Below are 17,656 nucleotides of genomic sequence, written 5' to 3'. Positions count from 1 at the left end.
CGATGTATTTTCATGATGAGAGGGGGAACGCCATGAGTCTCCGCAAAGTGGCCGTCATCACACCTGGAACGTTTCCGATACCATCTGGTTCAAGTAGCTCGGTAGAGCGTGTCGTTGAGTATGTGGTCAGCTTAGCAGCACACCGTATGGATGCACGGATATATAGCAAGCAATGGCACGGTCAGGAGCTGTACGGAATGGTTCGTGGTGTTCCATGTGAACGTGTGCCTGCATCAAGTTCCCGCGCGTATTTAAAAGGAGTCATCCGCAAGCTGCGTTCCTTTCAGCCGGATATTATACAAGTTGAAAATCGTCCGCGTTTTGTCCAGCGGCTTAAAAAAGCATTTCCCCATGCACGCATTTGGTTGAATTTGCACTCGACCACTTTTATGAGCTCCCGCAATATCGCTCCGCGCATGCTGCGTACGACATTGCGGATGGCCGATCGCATTTTTGTAAATAGTTATTTTTTGTTTAATCAAGTCATTGAGGCTGCACCAGAGTGTGGGGAGCGTGTCATCGTAAATCCGCTCGGTGTTGATGGAGAGCGATTTCAGACGCGATGGTCTGAAGATGGAGAAAGGCGCTATTTAGCAGGCAAGCAAATGCAAGGTTGGGAAAGTCGCAATATTATTTTGTACGTTGGTCGATTGATTCCCTTGAAAGGCGTTCATCATCTGTTACGTGTCGTGCCGCAAATTGTTCAGCAATACCCACAAGCCCTGTTCGTTATTGTCGGAAGTGCCTACTACGGCTCTACGCACAAAACAGCATACGCACGCCAATTGATGAGGCTCGGTAGAAAGGTTCAGTCGCATGTTCGGTTTATCCCCTATGTGCAGCATGAGGAAGTGCCAGCTTGGTACTCTCTGGCAGATTTGTTAGTCGTACCTTCTGTCGATCGGGAGGCGTTTGGCCTCGTCAATCTTGAAGCAATGGCGACAGGATTACCCGTAGTCGCGACGCGTGTCGGTGGCATTCAGGAAGTGATTACGGATAGGGTGACAGGATGGCTCATTGATCCAGAGCGTATTCAAGAACAGTTAGGTAGTGTGCTGTTGCAATTGTTAAGTGATGAGCCATTGCGGCGTCGTTTGGGGGAAGCTGGGGTGCAGCATGTGCAAGCTTCGTTTACTTGGAAAAGGACGGCAGAGCGTTGGGCTGATGAGGTGTGCGCGACAACTTGAGGTGGCTTGGGAGAACGAAGACCGTTGCGGAGAAAACATGACGTAAACAAAAGCAGTGGCAAAGCAAGGGCAATGGTGTTTGTAGAATGAAGCGCACCTAACACCGATTCGTGGCAAATGTACTTTGGCTATGGAGCGGTGTTAGGTACGTTTACCTCTAACGGTTACGAGCGTTACTATTCCTAGGGATAAACGCAATTGTAAAGTCTAACGGTTCTGGCCGTGCTTATTCCATAGAAATAAGCTGAAGATGCAACGAAAAACGTGAACTAAGTGCTCGGGTAACCGTTACAAATCAGCATCGATGAATAGGTGCGAAATAAGCTCGGTGAGATCCATTAGCGGCGATGTTTCTTACTTGGAATGACGGGAGTCGCTTGGTGTTGGTCCAGCAGATCTAAAATGCGGTTGGTATCCGTAGGCGCGGTCTGCCAACGGCTTACAGCCGCTTAGCGACTCGCTACAGTAAATTGGCATACACGTTCAAGGCTTTTTTGACGCTGGACTCTATTATGATCTGGCTCATTTTGGTTTGCGTACACGCCCTAGAGTAAGCAGATAGAGGATAAAAATCTTCATCTACTTATTTTTTTGATGTTTCATAAAGTAACAAAAATTTCACTTTTTTTGTACTTAAAGAAAAATGTTCAACTTGATATATATTTGTATGGTCCTTTACCAATTCTAGATCGGAGGTTCAAATATGCAACATAGCTAGCTCAGAGTGGTTTTTATTATTTTAATTGAATGACCAACACATTTTAGCTTAAAGGGGAGAAACAAATATGGGGAAATATCTTTCATTTAAATGCGTAATCATGGTTTTGTTTCTAAGTATGTTGTTTACCAGTACTGCTGCCGCTAGCAGTCAGATGATATATGAGTATGATGTGAACGGGAATCTATTGAATCAGAAAAATGTGAAGTTATCGGATATCGGAACTACACTAGTAAACAAGAAGACGTTTTCGGGTCATGAAAAATTACACATACACGCTAAAAACCTTAATGCGGCTGAAAATGGACGAACGACGGTTCAGTTTTGGATGTACTGGACAGGTCAAGATAATATGATGCCCTTTTCGTGGCATTCGGGATATACCCTTTGGATAAAGGGCAATGTACTGGGCTTTAATAGTGGAGTTGCAGATATTTATGGGTTCAACGCGCAGCAGTTAATTAATAAATGGGTACGTATTACGGCGATCTTTAATAACGGAGACATAACCAAAAGTGAACTTTATGTGAATGGTGAGCGCCAACCTTTGCAGCACTATGGCAATACGTTGTCGCATCTAAAGTATGTTTCGGACAATGCTACGATTTCGGGATGGTCTATCAACGAGGACTACAAGTTTAAAGGCCAGCTTGCCGACTTGAAAATTTGGAATCGTGCTTTAACTCAATCAGAAATAATAAGTAGCGCTGAATCTATTCAACCCGTAGCAAATAATCATGTTGTAGGACATTGGAGATTAAATGATGCACCAAACCACTCTTTTAAATTAACAGGAACACAACGATTAGAACTAAATGGGTTGAATGTGAATACAGCTGCGGGAGCCAAATCAACTGTTCAGTTCTGGATGAAATGGAACGGTAAGGATTCAGAAATGCCGTTTAGTTGGGGACATATGTATACCCTATACATTCAGGGGAATAGATTGGGGTTCAATACAGGCGTTGGGGATATGTATGGGGTCCAGTCTGGTGATTTGTCCAATCGTTGGGTGCACGTGACAGCTATTTTTACGAATGGAGATCCTTATCTGAACGAACTCTATCTAAATGGTGTGAAACAAACTCTTTCGAAAAATGGAGGAGCGCAACAGCGTAATGTTACGAATAAAGCGTTTATTTCGGGTTGGGGTCATGATGATCACTATAAATTCAATGGGGAAATGGCAGATTTGAAGATTTGGAACAGAGCGTTGAATGAGATAGAAATTCAGAGTGAAATGTACAAAACAACGCTGAATGCTGCAAAGGATTTAGTGTATAGCTCATTTGAGTAAAGGTGTGAAGGGATTAAGTAGTGCAAATCATTATGGGACAAGGAGCTCTCTTAATATGATGAAAAAATATGTATCCATCCTACTCATTGTTGTAATGACCCTAACCAGCTTGCCGCTTGCTCCGGCTGAAGGCAGGCAAGCCCTAACTCGTCCAAGCACGAAGACACTGTCTTCGGTTACCCAAGCGGTCTATCCACCTTTTTTCAAGTTGAATTCAACCGATCACACGATGAGCGCAGACGATCTGGACAATCTCATCACCGTCACCTCAGTCACTTACAAGTTCGATGTCAATCGCGACTGGGTTCTTCAAGAAATGGCGAAGGGCTATCAGCTTCATCATATTTACCAAGGCTTAGAAAAGAAGCAGCAGGGCAACTCCTACGAGAAATTCATGACAGCTCAGTACCCCAACCTTCCACTAGATCCATTAACCCTACACAACACGAACTTGAACCATATGAACAAAATAAAGAGTGTAACGGACGCGGTCTATGCCAAGGCGAAGGCTGTACCTAAACCTAAGCCTATTCTGGACAAGGCAAGCGCCAACTCTGTCACGGACTACGTGTATAGCTTGCAGGACGGGCTATTTAACACAAGTCCATATGATCAAATTGCACTCAAACAGAGAGTGCATAAGCCTGATCAAGCGCCTTATACCATCGGCTCAGACAATGAGCAAATCTCGACGATCGACGGTTCGCTGCAAGTATCCGCCACCGATTTGGTCATGTCCGGTGCTAATGGCATGGGATTCGCGCTTCGGAGAGTGTATGACAGCAGCCGCGCGAAGGATGATATCTACGTCACCAACGATACCAACAGCACGCGTCCTACTCCTGAAGATGAATTGCACGCGTTAGGAAAAGGGTGGATCTGGGATATTTCCTATATCCGAAATGCCTGGAAAGTGAATGAAGAGCGTTCCATTTACATCGCAGGTGTCGGCTCCTATCCCCTTGGCGATCCTCATGGGATCAATAAGCTATCGTTGCTCGGTTATCCTTATAAGGACTTGACGTTTGATACTGCAACCGAAGAAGAGAGATTGGTCACCAAAATAAGTGGTAAAAGACCAGATTCTGTCCTGAAGGATCATAAAAGTGGCATCAAACAATATTTTAGCTTAGACGGTAAGTTGGTTCGAATGGACGACAAGTTTGGCAACTGGGTCGAGTTTATGTATCAAGGGCCCTCTCTGGAAGAGGAGGTGCTTTGGTTTATTGTCAGTTCTTCCAAAGACGGAAAGGTTAATAACCAAATGTGGTTTGCTTACGATAAGATCAATCATACGGTGACAGTAAGCATGGATGATAAGAAGGTTATTTATAAGAAACGTAAAATCGGCGATGGGCCGAACGGAAAGTTTCGTGAACTGGAAGTGCTAGACGAGGTTATTGACCCTCTAGGTCGTTCAACGAAATACGGATATCGAGAATGGAATAACTTGCAGTTTAATCTGATGGAGAAGTACCGATACGTAAGCCACCCTTCCGAGAAGCTTGAAACGTATGGGCAGAACAAAGCGATCTTACTGACATCGATCGAGCATCCGACCAAAGCGCTCTCTCAATTTGGCATCCTCGGTGCATGGGAAATGAGTATTGGACCCTATGCGGTGGAACAAAGCATATACTATTCCTCCCGTCACGTGTCGTACAGTTCGGCCTCCCAGACGAAGATGAACTCGACCGCGCTAACGTATAAAATACACGGCAGTTCCAAGTATGACGAAAAATATACGTTAACGACGACTGTAGATGACGGCTTGAAATCAACGATGCACACGTATGAGCGACGGCCTGCTAGTTTCTATGAACCACCTAAGATTTTTAATACTGAGGTGGTAAGTAAGGTAAACAACACGAACCAATCGAAGCGTGTCCAGTACAGCTATGAGAGAGAGAAGCCGAACCCAACGCGGATTGAGGAAAGCTTTCAGGACGGTGCTCTTCATGCACCTAAGAAGACGACCGTCCGACAATATGATACCGCCGATTGGGGCTTGGTCGTATCGGAAACGAACCCGCTTAACGTAACCAACCGCTACGACTATTCGTTGCCGACAGCTACGATTTCCAAAAGGGTTGGACGCGCGTTACTAAGCAGTGTTCAAGCGCTGAATGCGCAGACACAGTTGGTGACCGAGTACAAGTATGATCCGAACCATGGCGAGATGACGCAAATGCTCAGCAAAAATAATCAAGGTGCGTTATTGCAGCAGGTTCAGCGGGAATACGACCCGAATGGAAATCCGATCACGGTTCGGATACGGGGAGAGCAACAGGATACCGTCGTCAAGCAGGAGTTTAGCCCACAATTGGGTGCTTTCTTCCCGACTAAGCAAACGGTGGATGTCAAGAATGCAGAGGGTCAGGTGACGACTATTGTGAAGGAGGCCGACTATAATCGGTTCACGGGAGATATGATCTCCTACACCGATGGCAACCGTCACGCGACAACGTCTACGTATGATAAACTAGGAAGAGTCATCGCGGAGAAATACCCGGACAATACCCAAACGAAAATCGTGTATAATGATGTCCAGAACACGATTACCGTCACCGATCCACGGGGGCATGTTACCGAGAAGGCTTTTGATCCGATCGGTAATTTGATCCGGGAGTCGAATGGTCGGGGAGCTGCCAATCATGCGTACGATACACATGGGCGATTGATCCGTAAAGGAACGTTTACAGGACAATTTGTCGAGTACACCTATGACGCTTGGGGCCGAGTCATCAAGGAGACAGCCGCCGGGAATGCGAAGCAGTATGAGTACAACGACATTGTGAACACGAAGGTCAGCATCGACGGAGAGGGTAACAAGATTCGAGAAACGTATGATGTGCTAGATCGTGTTGTAAAAAGAGAAGAGCTCAAGCCAGCAGGAGCAGTCGTACTGGCCCAGTACACGTATGACTTTGTAGGCAACGTCGTCTCGATGCTTGATGCCAAAGGCAACGAAACCAAATACGAGTACGACGTCTTAAGCCGTCTAACCGCCGTCATTGATGCCGAAGGCAAACGCGTGGCCTACACCTACAATATAGCCGGCAATTTGGTTCAAATTCAGTACGCAGATGGAACCATACTCAAGAAGAAATACGACGAAATCGGCCGCCTGATCGAGCAGATCGATCCGAAAAACGTGAGCAAGCGATTCTATCACGATGCGAACAACAATTTGGTCAAAAGCATCGACCGCAAGGGTCAGGTTCATCAGTTCGGCTACAGCAATCGTAACTTCCTCACGAGCAGCACGACGTCAATCCCAGAAGAAGGCGTTACGTATGCGTATGATGAGGGCGGCAATCGCACGGCGATGACCGATGCAACGGGGACGACGAGATATGCGTATTTTCCAACGGGAGAATTGCGAACGATCACGTATCCCGACCAAACCACGTTGAGCTATGAATATGAGGCGAGAAGCTTACGAACGAAGCAAACCGTAACGACACCGACGTTTAGCTCGTCGATGACGCTGAACTACGGCACGATGTTTGCGCATCCAACGTCGTTACAAGTCACCGATCGCAACAACACGGCGTTAGCCACGATGAACTACACCTACGACAAATCCGAGACGAACTTAGCGAAGCTAAGCATGTCCAACGGAATCACCGAGACCTACACCTACGACGGCTTAAATCTGGCCAACATCCAACAGCATCAAGGTGCGACGCCATTTGGGCAGTATCAATACAGCTACGATAACAACCGCAATATCACCAGCAAAAATGAAAACGGCACGCCGTTCCATTTCACCTATGACAAGCTCAATCGCATCCAGACGAACAGCCAGTTCAGCGAGACGTACACCTACGATGCACGTGACAATCGCAGTACGCTAACGACCGCCAATCCACCTGTGCCAAAAGGCGTTCAATACAGCTATGATTCTCGCAATCGCTTAACACGCGCAGTCACCGAAGACGGCAACACCGTTACGTACCGCTACAACGGTGACGGCCTGATGGTCGAGCGCAGCCAAGCTGGCGAGACCACCCGCTACTACTACGACGACCGCAAAATCATCGTCGCGGAAGGCAAAGTAGAGCCTAGCGGAACCGTTACGATCACGTATGCCTATGCTCATGATCCACGAGGCCGCTTACTGGCCCGCCAAGTCGCGAGCACCAATCAAATGCAGTACTACGTGACCAATGGCCACGGTGACGTCGTCGAGATTCGCGACAGCCAAGGAACCGTGCTGAACAAGTACACGTACGACATCTGGGGCAAGCCATTAGTAACAGAGAAAGAGCAAGTGCCGAACATTTTCCGCTACTCGGGCGAGTATTGGGATAGCGCAACGAACCTGCAATACTTGCGTTCTCGTTGGTACGACCCGAGTATTGGGCGATTTACTACGGAAGACACCTATGAAGGGCAAGCGAACAATCCGTTAAGCTTGAACTTGTACACCTATGTCTATAACAACCCGTTAAAATACACTGACCCAAGCGGGAATATTCCAGTGGAAACCATTGCGGATGTTGCGAGTATTGGTCACAGCTCTTATGAATTGTATAATGATCCAAGTTGGGGAAATGCGGGTTATTTAGCGTGGGATTTAGCAGCGACGTTCATACCATATGTCCCGGGTTCATATACGGGTAAAGCTGTTCAAGCAGGAACAAGAGCTACAACAAATACAGCAAAAAAAGTGGTCTCTAAGCAAAATGAAAAAAAAGTTATAAAAAACGAAGTTAAGAATTCGCCAAAAGAAACGCAGACCTCTAAAAAACTAAAAGCTGATTGTAACTGCTTTACTTCTGGTACAAAAGTAATGACAGATACAGGTGAAATTCCTATCGAGGATATTGAGGTCGGGGACAAGGTTCTTGCTAAATCAGACGAAACCGGAGTAGTGGCATATAAAGAGGTTGTAGGACTATTCCAAAAAAAGGCTGACGAAATCTACTATATCCACGTAGGTAAAGAAATTATTGAGGTAACCGCAGAGCATCCATTCTGGTTGGATAGTAAAGGATGGACTTTTGTTAAAGATTTGAAAGTTGGAGACTTGCTCGTTTCGAGTGATAGTTCTAAACTAACGATAGAAAAGATTGAGAAAGAGCTACGGAGCGCAATTGTTTATAATTTTGAGGTTGCTGATTTTAACTCTTACTTTGTTTCTAACCTTGGGATATGGGTTCATAACTGTAACATTGCAAGTCGCAATCGAACTAATCATATTCTTTATGGAGACAGAACTGGTGGCGGACACATGTGGCCAGGTGCACCTGGGAAATCGACATTTCCTAGATCATGGGATGCAAATAAGATAATGAGAAACGTTTCGGACATTGCAACTGACCCTAGACTTAGTTGGCAAAGAGGGAGAGTTGTGAACCAGAGACAGAGATATGAGATAATTGGTATTCGTGACGGTGTCAGAATTAAAGTTGTAACAGATGGTAGGGATATTATCACGGCGTTCCCTTTTAGGTAAAGGAGTGAAATGGAACATGGATATTAAAATGGAGATTGGGGTTTTGCTAAATTTGGTTAAAATTCCTCCAGAGGATACTGAGAAAATAAACGAATACTTAGAATATAATGAATGGGGGATTGCTTTCGAACATTTTTGTGCGACTTTGTTTGATGAAAAAATCCGTATTACCGGAATTGCATTCGCTCAAATTAGGAGAATTGGAGAACATATGGAGCTAGAGGAGCAGACTTGGGAATCTCTGAAGTCACTTGTATGTAATTAAGTCAAAGTTCTTGCTTGAGTCAGTTTTTATCCCATTAGGTTCAATCGTAACTTATTCTAGATATATTTCCTTAATAATATCTATTACTATAATTATTTCTGTGGAATTAGAAGAAGAAGTTGAACGATGGCAACAGAAAATAACTTTTGGAATTGAAGTATGTCCTATCTATGATTCGTATAGGGCATGCTTCTTTTTTTACATATCATGATAATAACAAAACCTATTTTGGTAGTACGATGCCTTAAGTCGCTTGACCGCTGTCATTGACGCCGATGGAAAAAAGGTGTCCTACACGTACAATCTAGCCGGCGATTTGGTTCAAATTCAGTATGCAGACGGAACCGTACTCAAGAAGAAATACGACGAAATCGGCCGCCTGATCGAGCAGATCGATCCGAAAAACTTGAGCAAGCGATTCTATCACGATGCGAACAACAATTTGGTCAAAAGCATCGACCGCAAGGGTCAGGTGCATCAGTTCGGCTACAGCAGCCGTAACTTCCTAACGAGCAGCACGACGCCAATCCCAGAAGAAGGCGTTACGTATGCGTATGATGAGGGCGGCAATCGCATCGCGATGACCGATGCAACGGGGACGACGAGATATGCGTATTTTCCAACAGGAGAATTGCGAACGATCACATATCCCGACCAAACCACGTTGAGCTATGAATATGAGGCGAGAAGCTTACGAACGAAGCAAACCGTAACGACGCCGACGTTTAGCTCGTCGATGACGGTGAACTACGGCACGATGTTTTCGCATCCAACGTCGTTGCAAGTCACCGATCGAAACAACATGGCGTTAGCCACGATGAACTACACCTACGACAAATCTGAGACGAACTTAGCGAAGCTAAGCATGTCCAACGGCATCACCGAGACCTACACCTACGACGGCTTAAATTTAGCCCACATCCAACAGCACCAAGGGGCGACGCCATTTGGGCAGTATCAATACAGCTATGACCCTAACCGCAATATCACCAGCAAAAATGAAAACGGCACGCCGTTCACCTTCACCTATGACAAGCTCAATCGCGTTCAAACGAACAGCCAGTTCAGCGAGACGTACACCTACGACGCACGTGACAATCGCAGTACGCTAACGACCGCCAATCCACCTGTGCAAAAAGGCGCTCAATACAGCTATGACTCGCGCAACCGTTTAACACGCGCAGTCACCGAAGACGGCAACATCGTCACGTACCGTTACAACGGTGACGGCCTTATGGTCGAGCGCAGCCAAGCTGGCGAGACCACCCGCTACTACTACGACGACCGCAAAATCATCGTCGCGGAAGGCAAAGTCGAGCCTAGCGGAACCGTTACGATTACGTACGCCTATGCTCATGACCCAAAAGGCCGCTTACTGGCCCGCCAAGTCGCGAGCACGAATCAAATGCAGTACTACGTGACCAACGGCCACGGTGACGTCACCGAAATTCGCGACAGCCAAGGAACTGTGCTGAACAAGTACACGTATGACATCTGGGGCAAGCCATTAGTAACAGACAAGGAGCAAGTGCCGAACATTTTCCGCTACTCGGGCGAGTATTGGGATAGCGCAACAAACCTGCAATACTTGCGTTCTCGTTGGTACGATCCGAATATAGGGCGATTCACAACTGAAGATACGTATGAAGGGGAAATTAAAAACCTGCTTAGTTTGAACCTTTACACATACGTGGCCAATAATCCGTTGAAGTATATTGATCCGAGCGGACATCGGTTCCTATCTGCTCAACTCGCGGAGCTTGAATTTGTAATTGATCATGCTATGGAGTTGACTTCAAAAGGTGATCCCGAATACTGGGCTAATAGACAATATTTAGGCGTTAAATTCCAGCCCATTTTTAATGATAACAACAATAATCAATTCAAATATTTGTTTGGACAGTTGACAAAAACCAGCACCTACGAAAACAGCGTAGACAACGCAGGTTGGGCAAAAAATCAATTGTTAGATGCATATGATCAATGGCAATATGGCCCTCTTATGGCAGCGGCAGCAGGATCAATGGGTTCGATAGGTGGAATGGGCTCTATTAAGAGAACGAATAGTGTATTACAAAATACTAGAGGATTAGATGACATTTTAAATGATCCGGGCAAGTTGAAAGGAGTTAAACCTGCGGATCTGCATAAATCTTTAAAGGATAATGGGTACAATCCACAACCTCTAAGTGGCGGTTCGTTAAAAGGTAAAGCTTTCGAATCGGGTGGTGGTTTTAAAATTGTTTGGGGTGGGGATAGAATATTACAATACCATCCTGGTAGTAGACATCATGGTGGAGTTCCATATTGGAAATTATCTTCGGGTAAAACAGGAACAAATCGTTATGACATGAAAGGTAAGAAAATTAAATAAATTGAAAGGTGAGTTTATGGAACTACAGAAGAAAATCGAAGCGTTATTTCAGGAGTTGAATTTTGAGAAGCTTATCGTGAATGGTAATCTACTTTTTTTACACGGTGGGAGTTATTACAAAATTTCCTTTGTTGAAGGGCTAGATTCGTATGTTATTGAGTGTGCTAGCAGTTATGATGAAGTAGTTAGGAATATTTTTGAAGATTGCGACGTATATCCGATATCACTGCATGAGAATGATCTAATCGATAAATTACGTCATGACCTAGTAAATTATTATATTAACATTTAGTTTGCTTAAAAGACCTTGGTAGCTTCATACTATCATGGTCTTTTTCTAACTTTTCTAAAAACCATAATTCCTAATTTTCTATATGAATATCTCCTATTTTGGTGATGGAAATTATATGTACACAATAAAAAATGCCATATTGATGAGTTCCGAGAATAGCACTTCATAAGGTATGAGTATGTTGAATTAATTAGTTTAAATATGCCAGACGAGAAAAAACTCGTGCCTACACGTACAATGAAACTGGTGATATGATCCAAATTCAGTACTCAGACGGAACCGTATCCAAGAAGAAATACGACGAAATCGGGTGCCTGATCGAGCAGATCGATCCGAAAAACGTGAGCAAGCGATTCTACCACGATGCAAACAACAATTTGGTCAAAAGCATCGACCGCAAAGGTCAGGTTCATCAGTTCGGCTACAGCAACCGTAACTTCCTCACGAGCAGCACGACGCCAATCCCAGAAGAAGGCGTTACGTATGCGTATGATGAGGGCGGCAATCGTACCGCAATGACCGATGCAACGGGGACGACGAGATATGCGTATTTTCCAACAGGAGAATTGCGAACGATCACGTATCCCGACCAAACCACGTTGAGCTATGAATACGAGGCGAGAAGCTTACGAACGAAGCAAACCGTAACGACGCCGACGTTTAGCTCGTCGATGACGGTGAACTACGGCACGATGTTTGCGCATCCAACATCATTGCAAGTCACCGATCGAAACAACACGGCGTTAGCCACGATGAACTACACCTACGACAAATCCGAGACGAACTTAGCGAAGCTAAGCATGTCCAACGGAATCACCGAGACCTACACCTACGACGGCTTAAATCTAGCCCACATCCAACAGCATCAAGGCGCGACGCCATTTGGGCAGTATCAATACAGCTATGACCCTAACCGCAATATTACCCGCAAAAATGAAAACGGCACGCCGTTCACTTTCACCTATGACAAGCTCAATCGCATCCAGACGAACAGCCAGTTCAGCGAGACGTACACTTACGACGCACGCGACAATCGCAGTACGCTAACGACGGCCAATCCACCTGTGCAAAAAGGCGCCCAATACAGTTATGACTCTTGTAATCGCTTAACGCGCGCAGTCACCGAAGACGGCAACGTTGTCACGTACCGCTACAACGGCGACGGCCTGATGGTCGAGCGCAGCCAAGCTGGCGAGACCACCCGCTACTACTACGACGACCGCAAAATCATCGTCGCGGAAGGCAAAGTCGAGCCTAGCGGAACCGTTACGATCACGTATGCCTATGCTCATGATCCACGAGGCCGCTTACTGGCCCGCCAAGTCGCGAGCACGAATCAAATGCAGTACTACGTGACCAACGGCCACGGTGACGTCACCGAAATTCGCGACAGCCAAGGAACTGTGCTGAACAAGTACACGTATGACATCTGGGGCAAGCCATTAGTAACAGACAAGGAGCAAGTGCCGAACATTTTCCGCTACTCGGGCGAGTATTGGGATAGCGCAACAAACCTGCAATACTTGCGTTCTCGTTGGTACGATCCGAGTACAGGGCGGTTTACTACGGAGGATACGTATGAAGGTAAGTTGAGTAGCCCACTTAGTTTGAATTTATATGCTTATGTTGAGAACAATCCACTAATTTGGGTTGATCCAACAGGACATGCAAAAGCATCTGATAACAAGCATTTAGCTGGGTTAGTTCAAGGGTTTGAGAATAAGTGGAAGCGGGCTCAGCATATCATTGATAACTTTAGGCAAAGTATTTCTACCTGCTTTACGGCTACATTGTGTAAACAAGCACAGAGTAATTTCAGTTATATTGAACATTACAAAAACCTTCAATCTCAATATGAAATGGGTGCTGATGCTGTTCGTGTAGCTTACTACAAATTAAAAAGATCAGGAATCCCTAATGATGTTAAATATAGGAGTTCAAGTGTGTCTGCACCCAATATAACCTCAAAATTGAATTCTCTTATAGATGGATTTAACTCTGATTTTAAGGATTACTCAGCAAATGCTGCAACCAAGTTAAAAAAGTTTTGGAGTCTCGTGGAAACTGGAAGTAGGGTTGATGTTAAAAATTCACACTTTAAAGGTCATCAATTTTACACATATGATAGTGAATTATACAGAAGAGACGACTTAGGTAATATTTTCTTTGGTTATGCTGGCAAAGTATTTGGTTACAGTGATTCATTTCTAACAGCGGGAGCAGGTGGCTATCAGATATATTCTGGAACTTCGCAATGGTCATACTATTCTACATGGTTTGATGATCCGAGAGATTCGGCGATGATAGGTGTAGGGGTTAGTATTTACAACAAATCACATTAAAGAGAGTTGAGGGGTATGAACGACTTATTAAGGTATGTTTTTAATCCTGTTATACATCTAATAATTACTTTTGTTGTCGGTCTTCTAATTTTTAATTTTGAGTGGCTCATGACGGAATGGGTTTTGGTAGTGTTTTTCTCCATCTCTGTTATGGTGAACGTCGTGACTTTTGGCTACACAACTAAGAAAGATAAATGGAGATACTTTTTCTTGAGTATAGCAATTTTTATTTTTATGGTAGTGTTTTGTGCAATATTAAGAAATATGATAGGTAATCAAGATACTGAAGTTGAGGGGAATATAGCAGATGGTCTTATTTTGCTTGTTATACTATTTCTCTCTCTACTTTCAATTATTATAGGTAATTTGATTGGGGTTATTTTGGTGAAATATAAAAAAAGGTGAGTTTTCGAGGCAAAGACAGCATATCATGCCACATGTGAGTTCAACTCCATGTGGTTTCTTTTTTACACTGTTGGAAATACGCTTTATAAACTAGGATACGTATGAAGGGAAGTTGGGTAATCCTCTCACGTTGAATTTGTATACGTATGTAGAGAATAACCCGTTGAGGTATGTTGATCCTAGTGGCCGTATGGCAAAAGAACTCATTAATAGGATTTTTGCAACGTTTTCAAGAAAAAATAATACAGAAAAAATGATAAATACTGTTATTTCTGCTAATGGTAATAAAGATACTGGAAGGTATCAAGCATTCCATGAAATTACTCAAATTATTGCAGGAAGATCAATTCATCGGCAGACAGGTCTGGCTACACAGTTGGAATATCATATTGAAGAACAGACTCCTTGGTGGCGACCTAATAAGCATTATTGGGTAGATATTGTAACTTCTAATTTTCAAATGTGGGAAGTTAAACCAAGAAAAGAAGTGTTTTCTTTTAACGCTTCTATTGAGGGACTTTATGAAAATGCTGAAGCTCAACTAAATAAATATGCTTCCCTGAACAACAAACTTAAGAGAGGACAGCAATTTGATGATATATTAGGAGTAGGGATTGTTGGAGATCTTAAAATGAATATTGACTTCTATGATAAAAAATTCAACGCCGAGGAAGAGAAAATAAAGGAAAAGATCATGTCGGTGCATGTTGATTTTTTTTGGGAAATGAATCTGAAAGATAGAAATGATCCCAAAAACAAAGAAGTAGCAAAAGAAATTTCTAATGAACTTAGAGAGATTAGAGAAATGCTCGACGATTTAAATAATTAAATATACTCGGAGCCACATGTGAGCTTGACTCAATGTGGCTTCTTTTTTGAAATTTAATAGATTAACGGTACGCTTTATAAACTAAGATACGTATGAAGGTAAGCTAGGTAATCCTCTATCTTTGAATTTATATGCATATGTCATGAATAACCCACTGAAGTATATTGATCCTTCTGGGCATGAAGCAGCATTCAAGCTTGATTGGCGTCAATTTCAACGAGAAAGTTTTCGAGTAATTGAAGGTGGGGCAAAAGGTGGAAGCAAAGGAGGTAGAGCGGGCGGTTTTCTTGGTGGAGTTCTAGGAGGATTTTTAGGTTCCATTTTTAATCCAAGTCCTGTTGGAGAGAGCCAACAAGGTATTAATGAAGATTTTGCTAAAGTAAGTAAATTAACGATATTATCACTTGAAAATGCTGAAAAATACAGAAAAGATAAAACGGGGAGATATGTTTATCGAGCTTTGAATTCAGCGAATGTAGGAACTTTGATGAAAGGGAAAGGAATATTGTCCAAGCATACATTCCCGAATAGAGAATGGAGTTTACTTGAGCATATCACGTATAATCCCTCATCGTCTGGCGATGATAATTCAATTGGATTGATCCATGGATATCGACAACTAGGAATTTAGATTATGCAATGAAGCTCAATTCAGAAGGTGATAAAAGGGGAGTTGTAATAATAGATATTACAAAAGCAACCTCAAAGCGTGTAAATCCATATTATGAATTTGATGGAATTAATGATGATGCAGCTGCTATTTCCTTTGGTGAAGAAGAGTTATCTTTTTATCAGTATATAAACCAATCTGCAATAAAGGGGTATTTACCATGAGTGAAGAACGTATAACAGAATTGGAAGATACTCTTAAGAAGAATATGGTTCCATTTTTTCCACGCTTAAGAGTTCATGGTGAGGTATTAGTAGTTGAACTGACAACAATATCCGAATGTTTAAAGGAGTTGTTTCATTTAATCCATGGTCAAGAATATGTAAAAAGGAGCCTAGTAGAAAGATTATTTTATCTATACACAAGACTTGATTCTGAAACTGGTTATTTATCTGAAGAAGAGTTAGAGAAAAATGGTGAACTAATTAGAAGAGTACTGAATGAAGTTCGTGATATTATTAGTATCGAAAGCAGATATATGAAGTAAGGCTGTTGGATTGACAAAGATCTTGTGTATTTACCACATGCGTATTTTTAGGTGCATGTGGTTTCTTTTTTTCCACTAATAGGATGCGCTTGCTGGTGAAGAAGAGCTGTCTTTCTATCAGTATATACAGCAATTTGCGATAAAGGGGTATCTACCATGAATGAAGAACGAATAACCGAATTAGAAGGTATTCTTTATAAGCACATGATATTGTTTTTTCCACATATACGAGTTCGTGGTGAGGTATTAATGGATGAACTCGCAGAAATGTCCCAATGTCTAAAAGAATTATTTTCTTTAATCCACGGTCAAGAATACGTGAAAAGGAGCCTAATTGAAAAATTATTCTTGTTGTACACTACACTGAAATCCGAATCAGGTTATTTAACTGTTGAGGAATCGGCTAAAAGTAGTGAATTAATTATTAGAGTACTGAATGAAGTTCGCGATATTATTAGCATCGAAAGTAGATATATGAAGTAAATATGAAGTAATATTGTTGAAATGACGAAGATCTTGTGTATTTACCACATGCGTTTTTAGTTGCATGTGGTTTCTTTTTTCAATATTAGGTGCGCTTTATAAACTAGGATACGTATGAAGGGGAACTCAATAACCCGCTTAGTTTGAACTTATATACGTATGTGATTAATAACCCCTTGAAATATTTCGATCCGAGCGGACATCGATACCAAACTTACAATTTGATGGAGCTTGAATTAGTACTCGACCATGCTATGGGATTAAGCTCTACACGAGATCCTGAATAATGGGCAACTCGCTCATACTTGGGTACTGTGTTCGAACCTATTTTTAACGATCAGGATAACAACCAATTCAAATATTTGTTTGGATTAGCGACTCAAACCAGTTCATACGGTAACAGTTCAGGAAATGCCGATTGGGCAAAAGGTGAGTTACTTGATGCTTATGATACATGGTAAATGGGCTCTGTTATGGCAACTGTGGCAGGAGGAACACTTGGTTCCATTGGTGGAATGGGCTCTATCAAGGGAACAGGTAAAGGTCTTGAAACACGAGGTTATAAGGCTCAAGCAGGGGAACGTACTTTTGAAGGGAATGTAAAGAAGAATGTTCCGGCAGATAAAGAAACAAAGTTACACACTCAATCGTCGGGATTTAACAATGTAGGTCAATCAGGAGGGAAATTCAAAAGATTTGGTAGCGATTAACATGCTAATTTATCCCCACACGTTCATCAACCCCTACGAAATGTCAACCGTTCAGGGAACATTAGGGGTTCTGTTGGAAGTAAAACAAAAAATGGAGGAGTGACATCTCCTACAAGGAAAGATGTAAGTCAAC

General features: G+C 43.1%; 14 protein-coding genes. 13 read left to right on the top strand and 1 reads right to left on the bottom strand.

Features of this window, described 5'->3' with window-relative positions:
• The first annotated feature begins 32 nt into the window (after window positions 1-32).
• Entirely contained in the window at window positions 33-1,187 is a 1,155-nt protein-coding gene (locus KIK04_RS05340) for a glycosyltransferase family 4 protein (protein ID WP_232277276.1), read from the top strand.
• Between the two features lie 354 nt (window positions 1,188-1,541).
• Here the strand turns inward: KIK04_RS05340 and KIK04_RS24170 are convergent, their stop codons facing one another.
• Entirely contained in the window at window positions 1,542-1,664 is a 123-nt protein-coding gene (locus KIK04_RS24170) for a hypothetical protein (protein WP_269670997.1), read from the bottom strand.
• Window positions 1,665-2,005: 341 nt separating this feature from the next.
• On the opposite strand from KIK04_RS24170, the gene KIK04_RS05335 reads away from it, so the two are divergent.
• The 12 genes from KIK04_RS05335 to KIK04_RS05280 all read left to right on the top strand — a co-directional run bounded on the left by KIK04_RS05335 (window position 2,006) and on the right by KIK04_RS05280 (window position 17,523).
• A complete protein-coding gene (locus tag KIK04_RS05335) occupies window positions 2,006-3,202 on the top strand; it encodes a LamG domain-containing protein (RefSeq protein ID WP_232277275.1) in 1,197 nt (398 codons plus the stop codon).
• 55 nt (window positions 3,203-3,257) lie between these two features.
• Window positions 3,258-8,666 carry a polymorphic toxin-type HINT domain-containing protein gene (locus KIK04_RS05330; protein ID WP_232277274.1) on the top strand — a complete coding sequence of 1,803 codons (5,409 nt, stop codon included), beginning with the start codon at window positions 3,258-3,260 and terminating at the stop codon, window positions 8,664-8,666.
• 16 nt (window positions 8,667-8,682) lie between these two features.
• Entirely contained in the window at window positions 8,683-8,931 is a 249-nt protein-coding gene (locus KIK04_RS05325; protein ID WP_232277273.1) for a MafI family immunity protein, read from the top strand.
• A gap of 253 nt (window positions 8,932-9,184) precedes the next feature.
• The gene (locus KIK04_RS05320) at window positions 9,185-11,305 is read left to right on the top strand and encodes an RHS repeat domain-containing protein (RefSeq protein ID WP_232277272.1); all 2,121 of its coding nucleotides are present in this window, start codon (window positions 9,185-9,187) and stop codon (window positions 11,303-11,305) included.
• Window positions 11,306-11,848: 543 nt separating this feature from the next.
• A complete protein-coding gene (locus tag KIK04_RS05315; RefSeq protein WP_232277271.1) occupies window positions 11,849-13,939 on the top strand; it encodes an RHS repeat-associated core domain-containing protein in 2,091 nt (696 codons plus the stop codon).
• 15 nt (window positions 13,940-13,954) lie between these two features.
• Entirely contained in the window at window positions 13,955-14,344 is a 390-nt protein-coding gene (locus KIK04_RS05310) for a hypothetical protein (protein WP_232277270.1), read from the top strand.
• Between the two features lie 190 nt (window positions 14,345-14,534).
• Window positions 14,535-15,173, top strand: coding sequence for a hypothetical protein (locus KIK04_RS05305; RefSeq protein ID WP_232277269.1), 639 nt, complete (start codon window positions 14,535-14,537; stop codon window positions 15,171-15,173).
• A 121-nt stretch (window positions 15,174-15,294) separates the two neighbouring features.
• Window positions 15,295-15,804: an RHS repeat-associated core domain-containing protein gene (locus KIK04_RS05300; RefSeq protein ID WP_232277268.1), complete on the top strand. Its 510-nt coding sequence runs from the start codon at window positions 15,295-15,297 to the stop codon at window positions 15,802-15,804.
• A gap of 8 nt (window positions 15,805-15,812) precedes the next feature.
• Entirely contained in the window at window positions 15,813-16,007 is a 195-nt protein-coding gene (locus KIK04_RS05295) for a hypothetical protein (protein ID WP_232277267.1), read from the top strand.
• Complete coding sequence (locus KIK04_RS05290) at window positions 16,004-16,330, top strand: hypothetical protein (RefSeq protein WP_232277266.1); 327 nt, start codon at window positions 16,004-16,006, stop codon at window positions 16,328-16,330. Before KIK04_RS05295 ends, KIK04_RS05290 begins: the two co-directional genes overlap by 4 nt.
• A 156-nt stretch (window positions 16,331-16,486) precedes the next feature.
• Entirely contained in the window at window positions 16,487-16,813 is a 327-nt protein-coding gene (locus tag KIK04_RS05285; protein WP_232277265.1) for a hypothetical protein, read from the top strand.
• A 473-nt stretch (window positions 16,814-17,286) separates the two neighbouring features.
• Complete coding sequence (locus KIK04_RS05280; protein ID WP_232277264.1) at window positions 17,287-17,523, top strand: hypothetical protein; 237 nt, start codon at window positions 17,287-17,289, stop codon at window positions 17,521-17,523.
• Window positions 17,524-17,656 lie beyond the last annotated feature (133 nt).

Origin of the sequence: Paenibacillus sp. 481 (genome assembly GCF_021223605.1) — a bacterium.
Classification (GTDB): Bacteria; Bacillota; Bacilli; order Paenibacillales; family Paenibacillaceae; genus Paenibacillus_B.
Note: the sequence above shows the minus strand (reverse complement) of the source record. Positions and strands in the feature narration are given on the sequence as shown.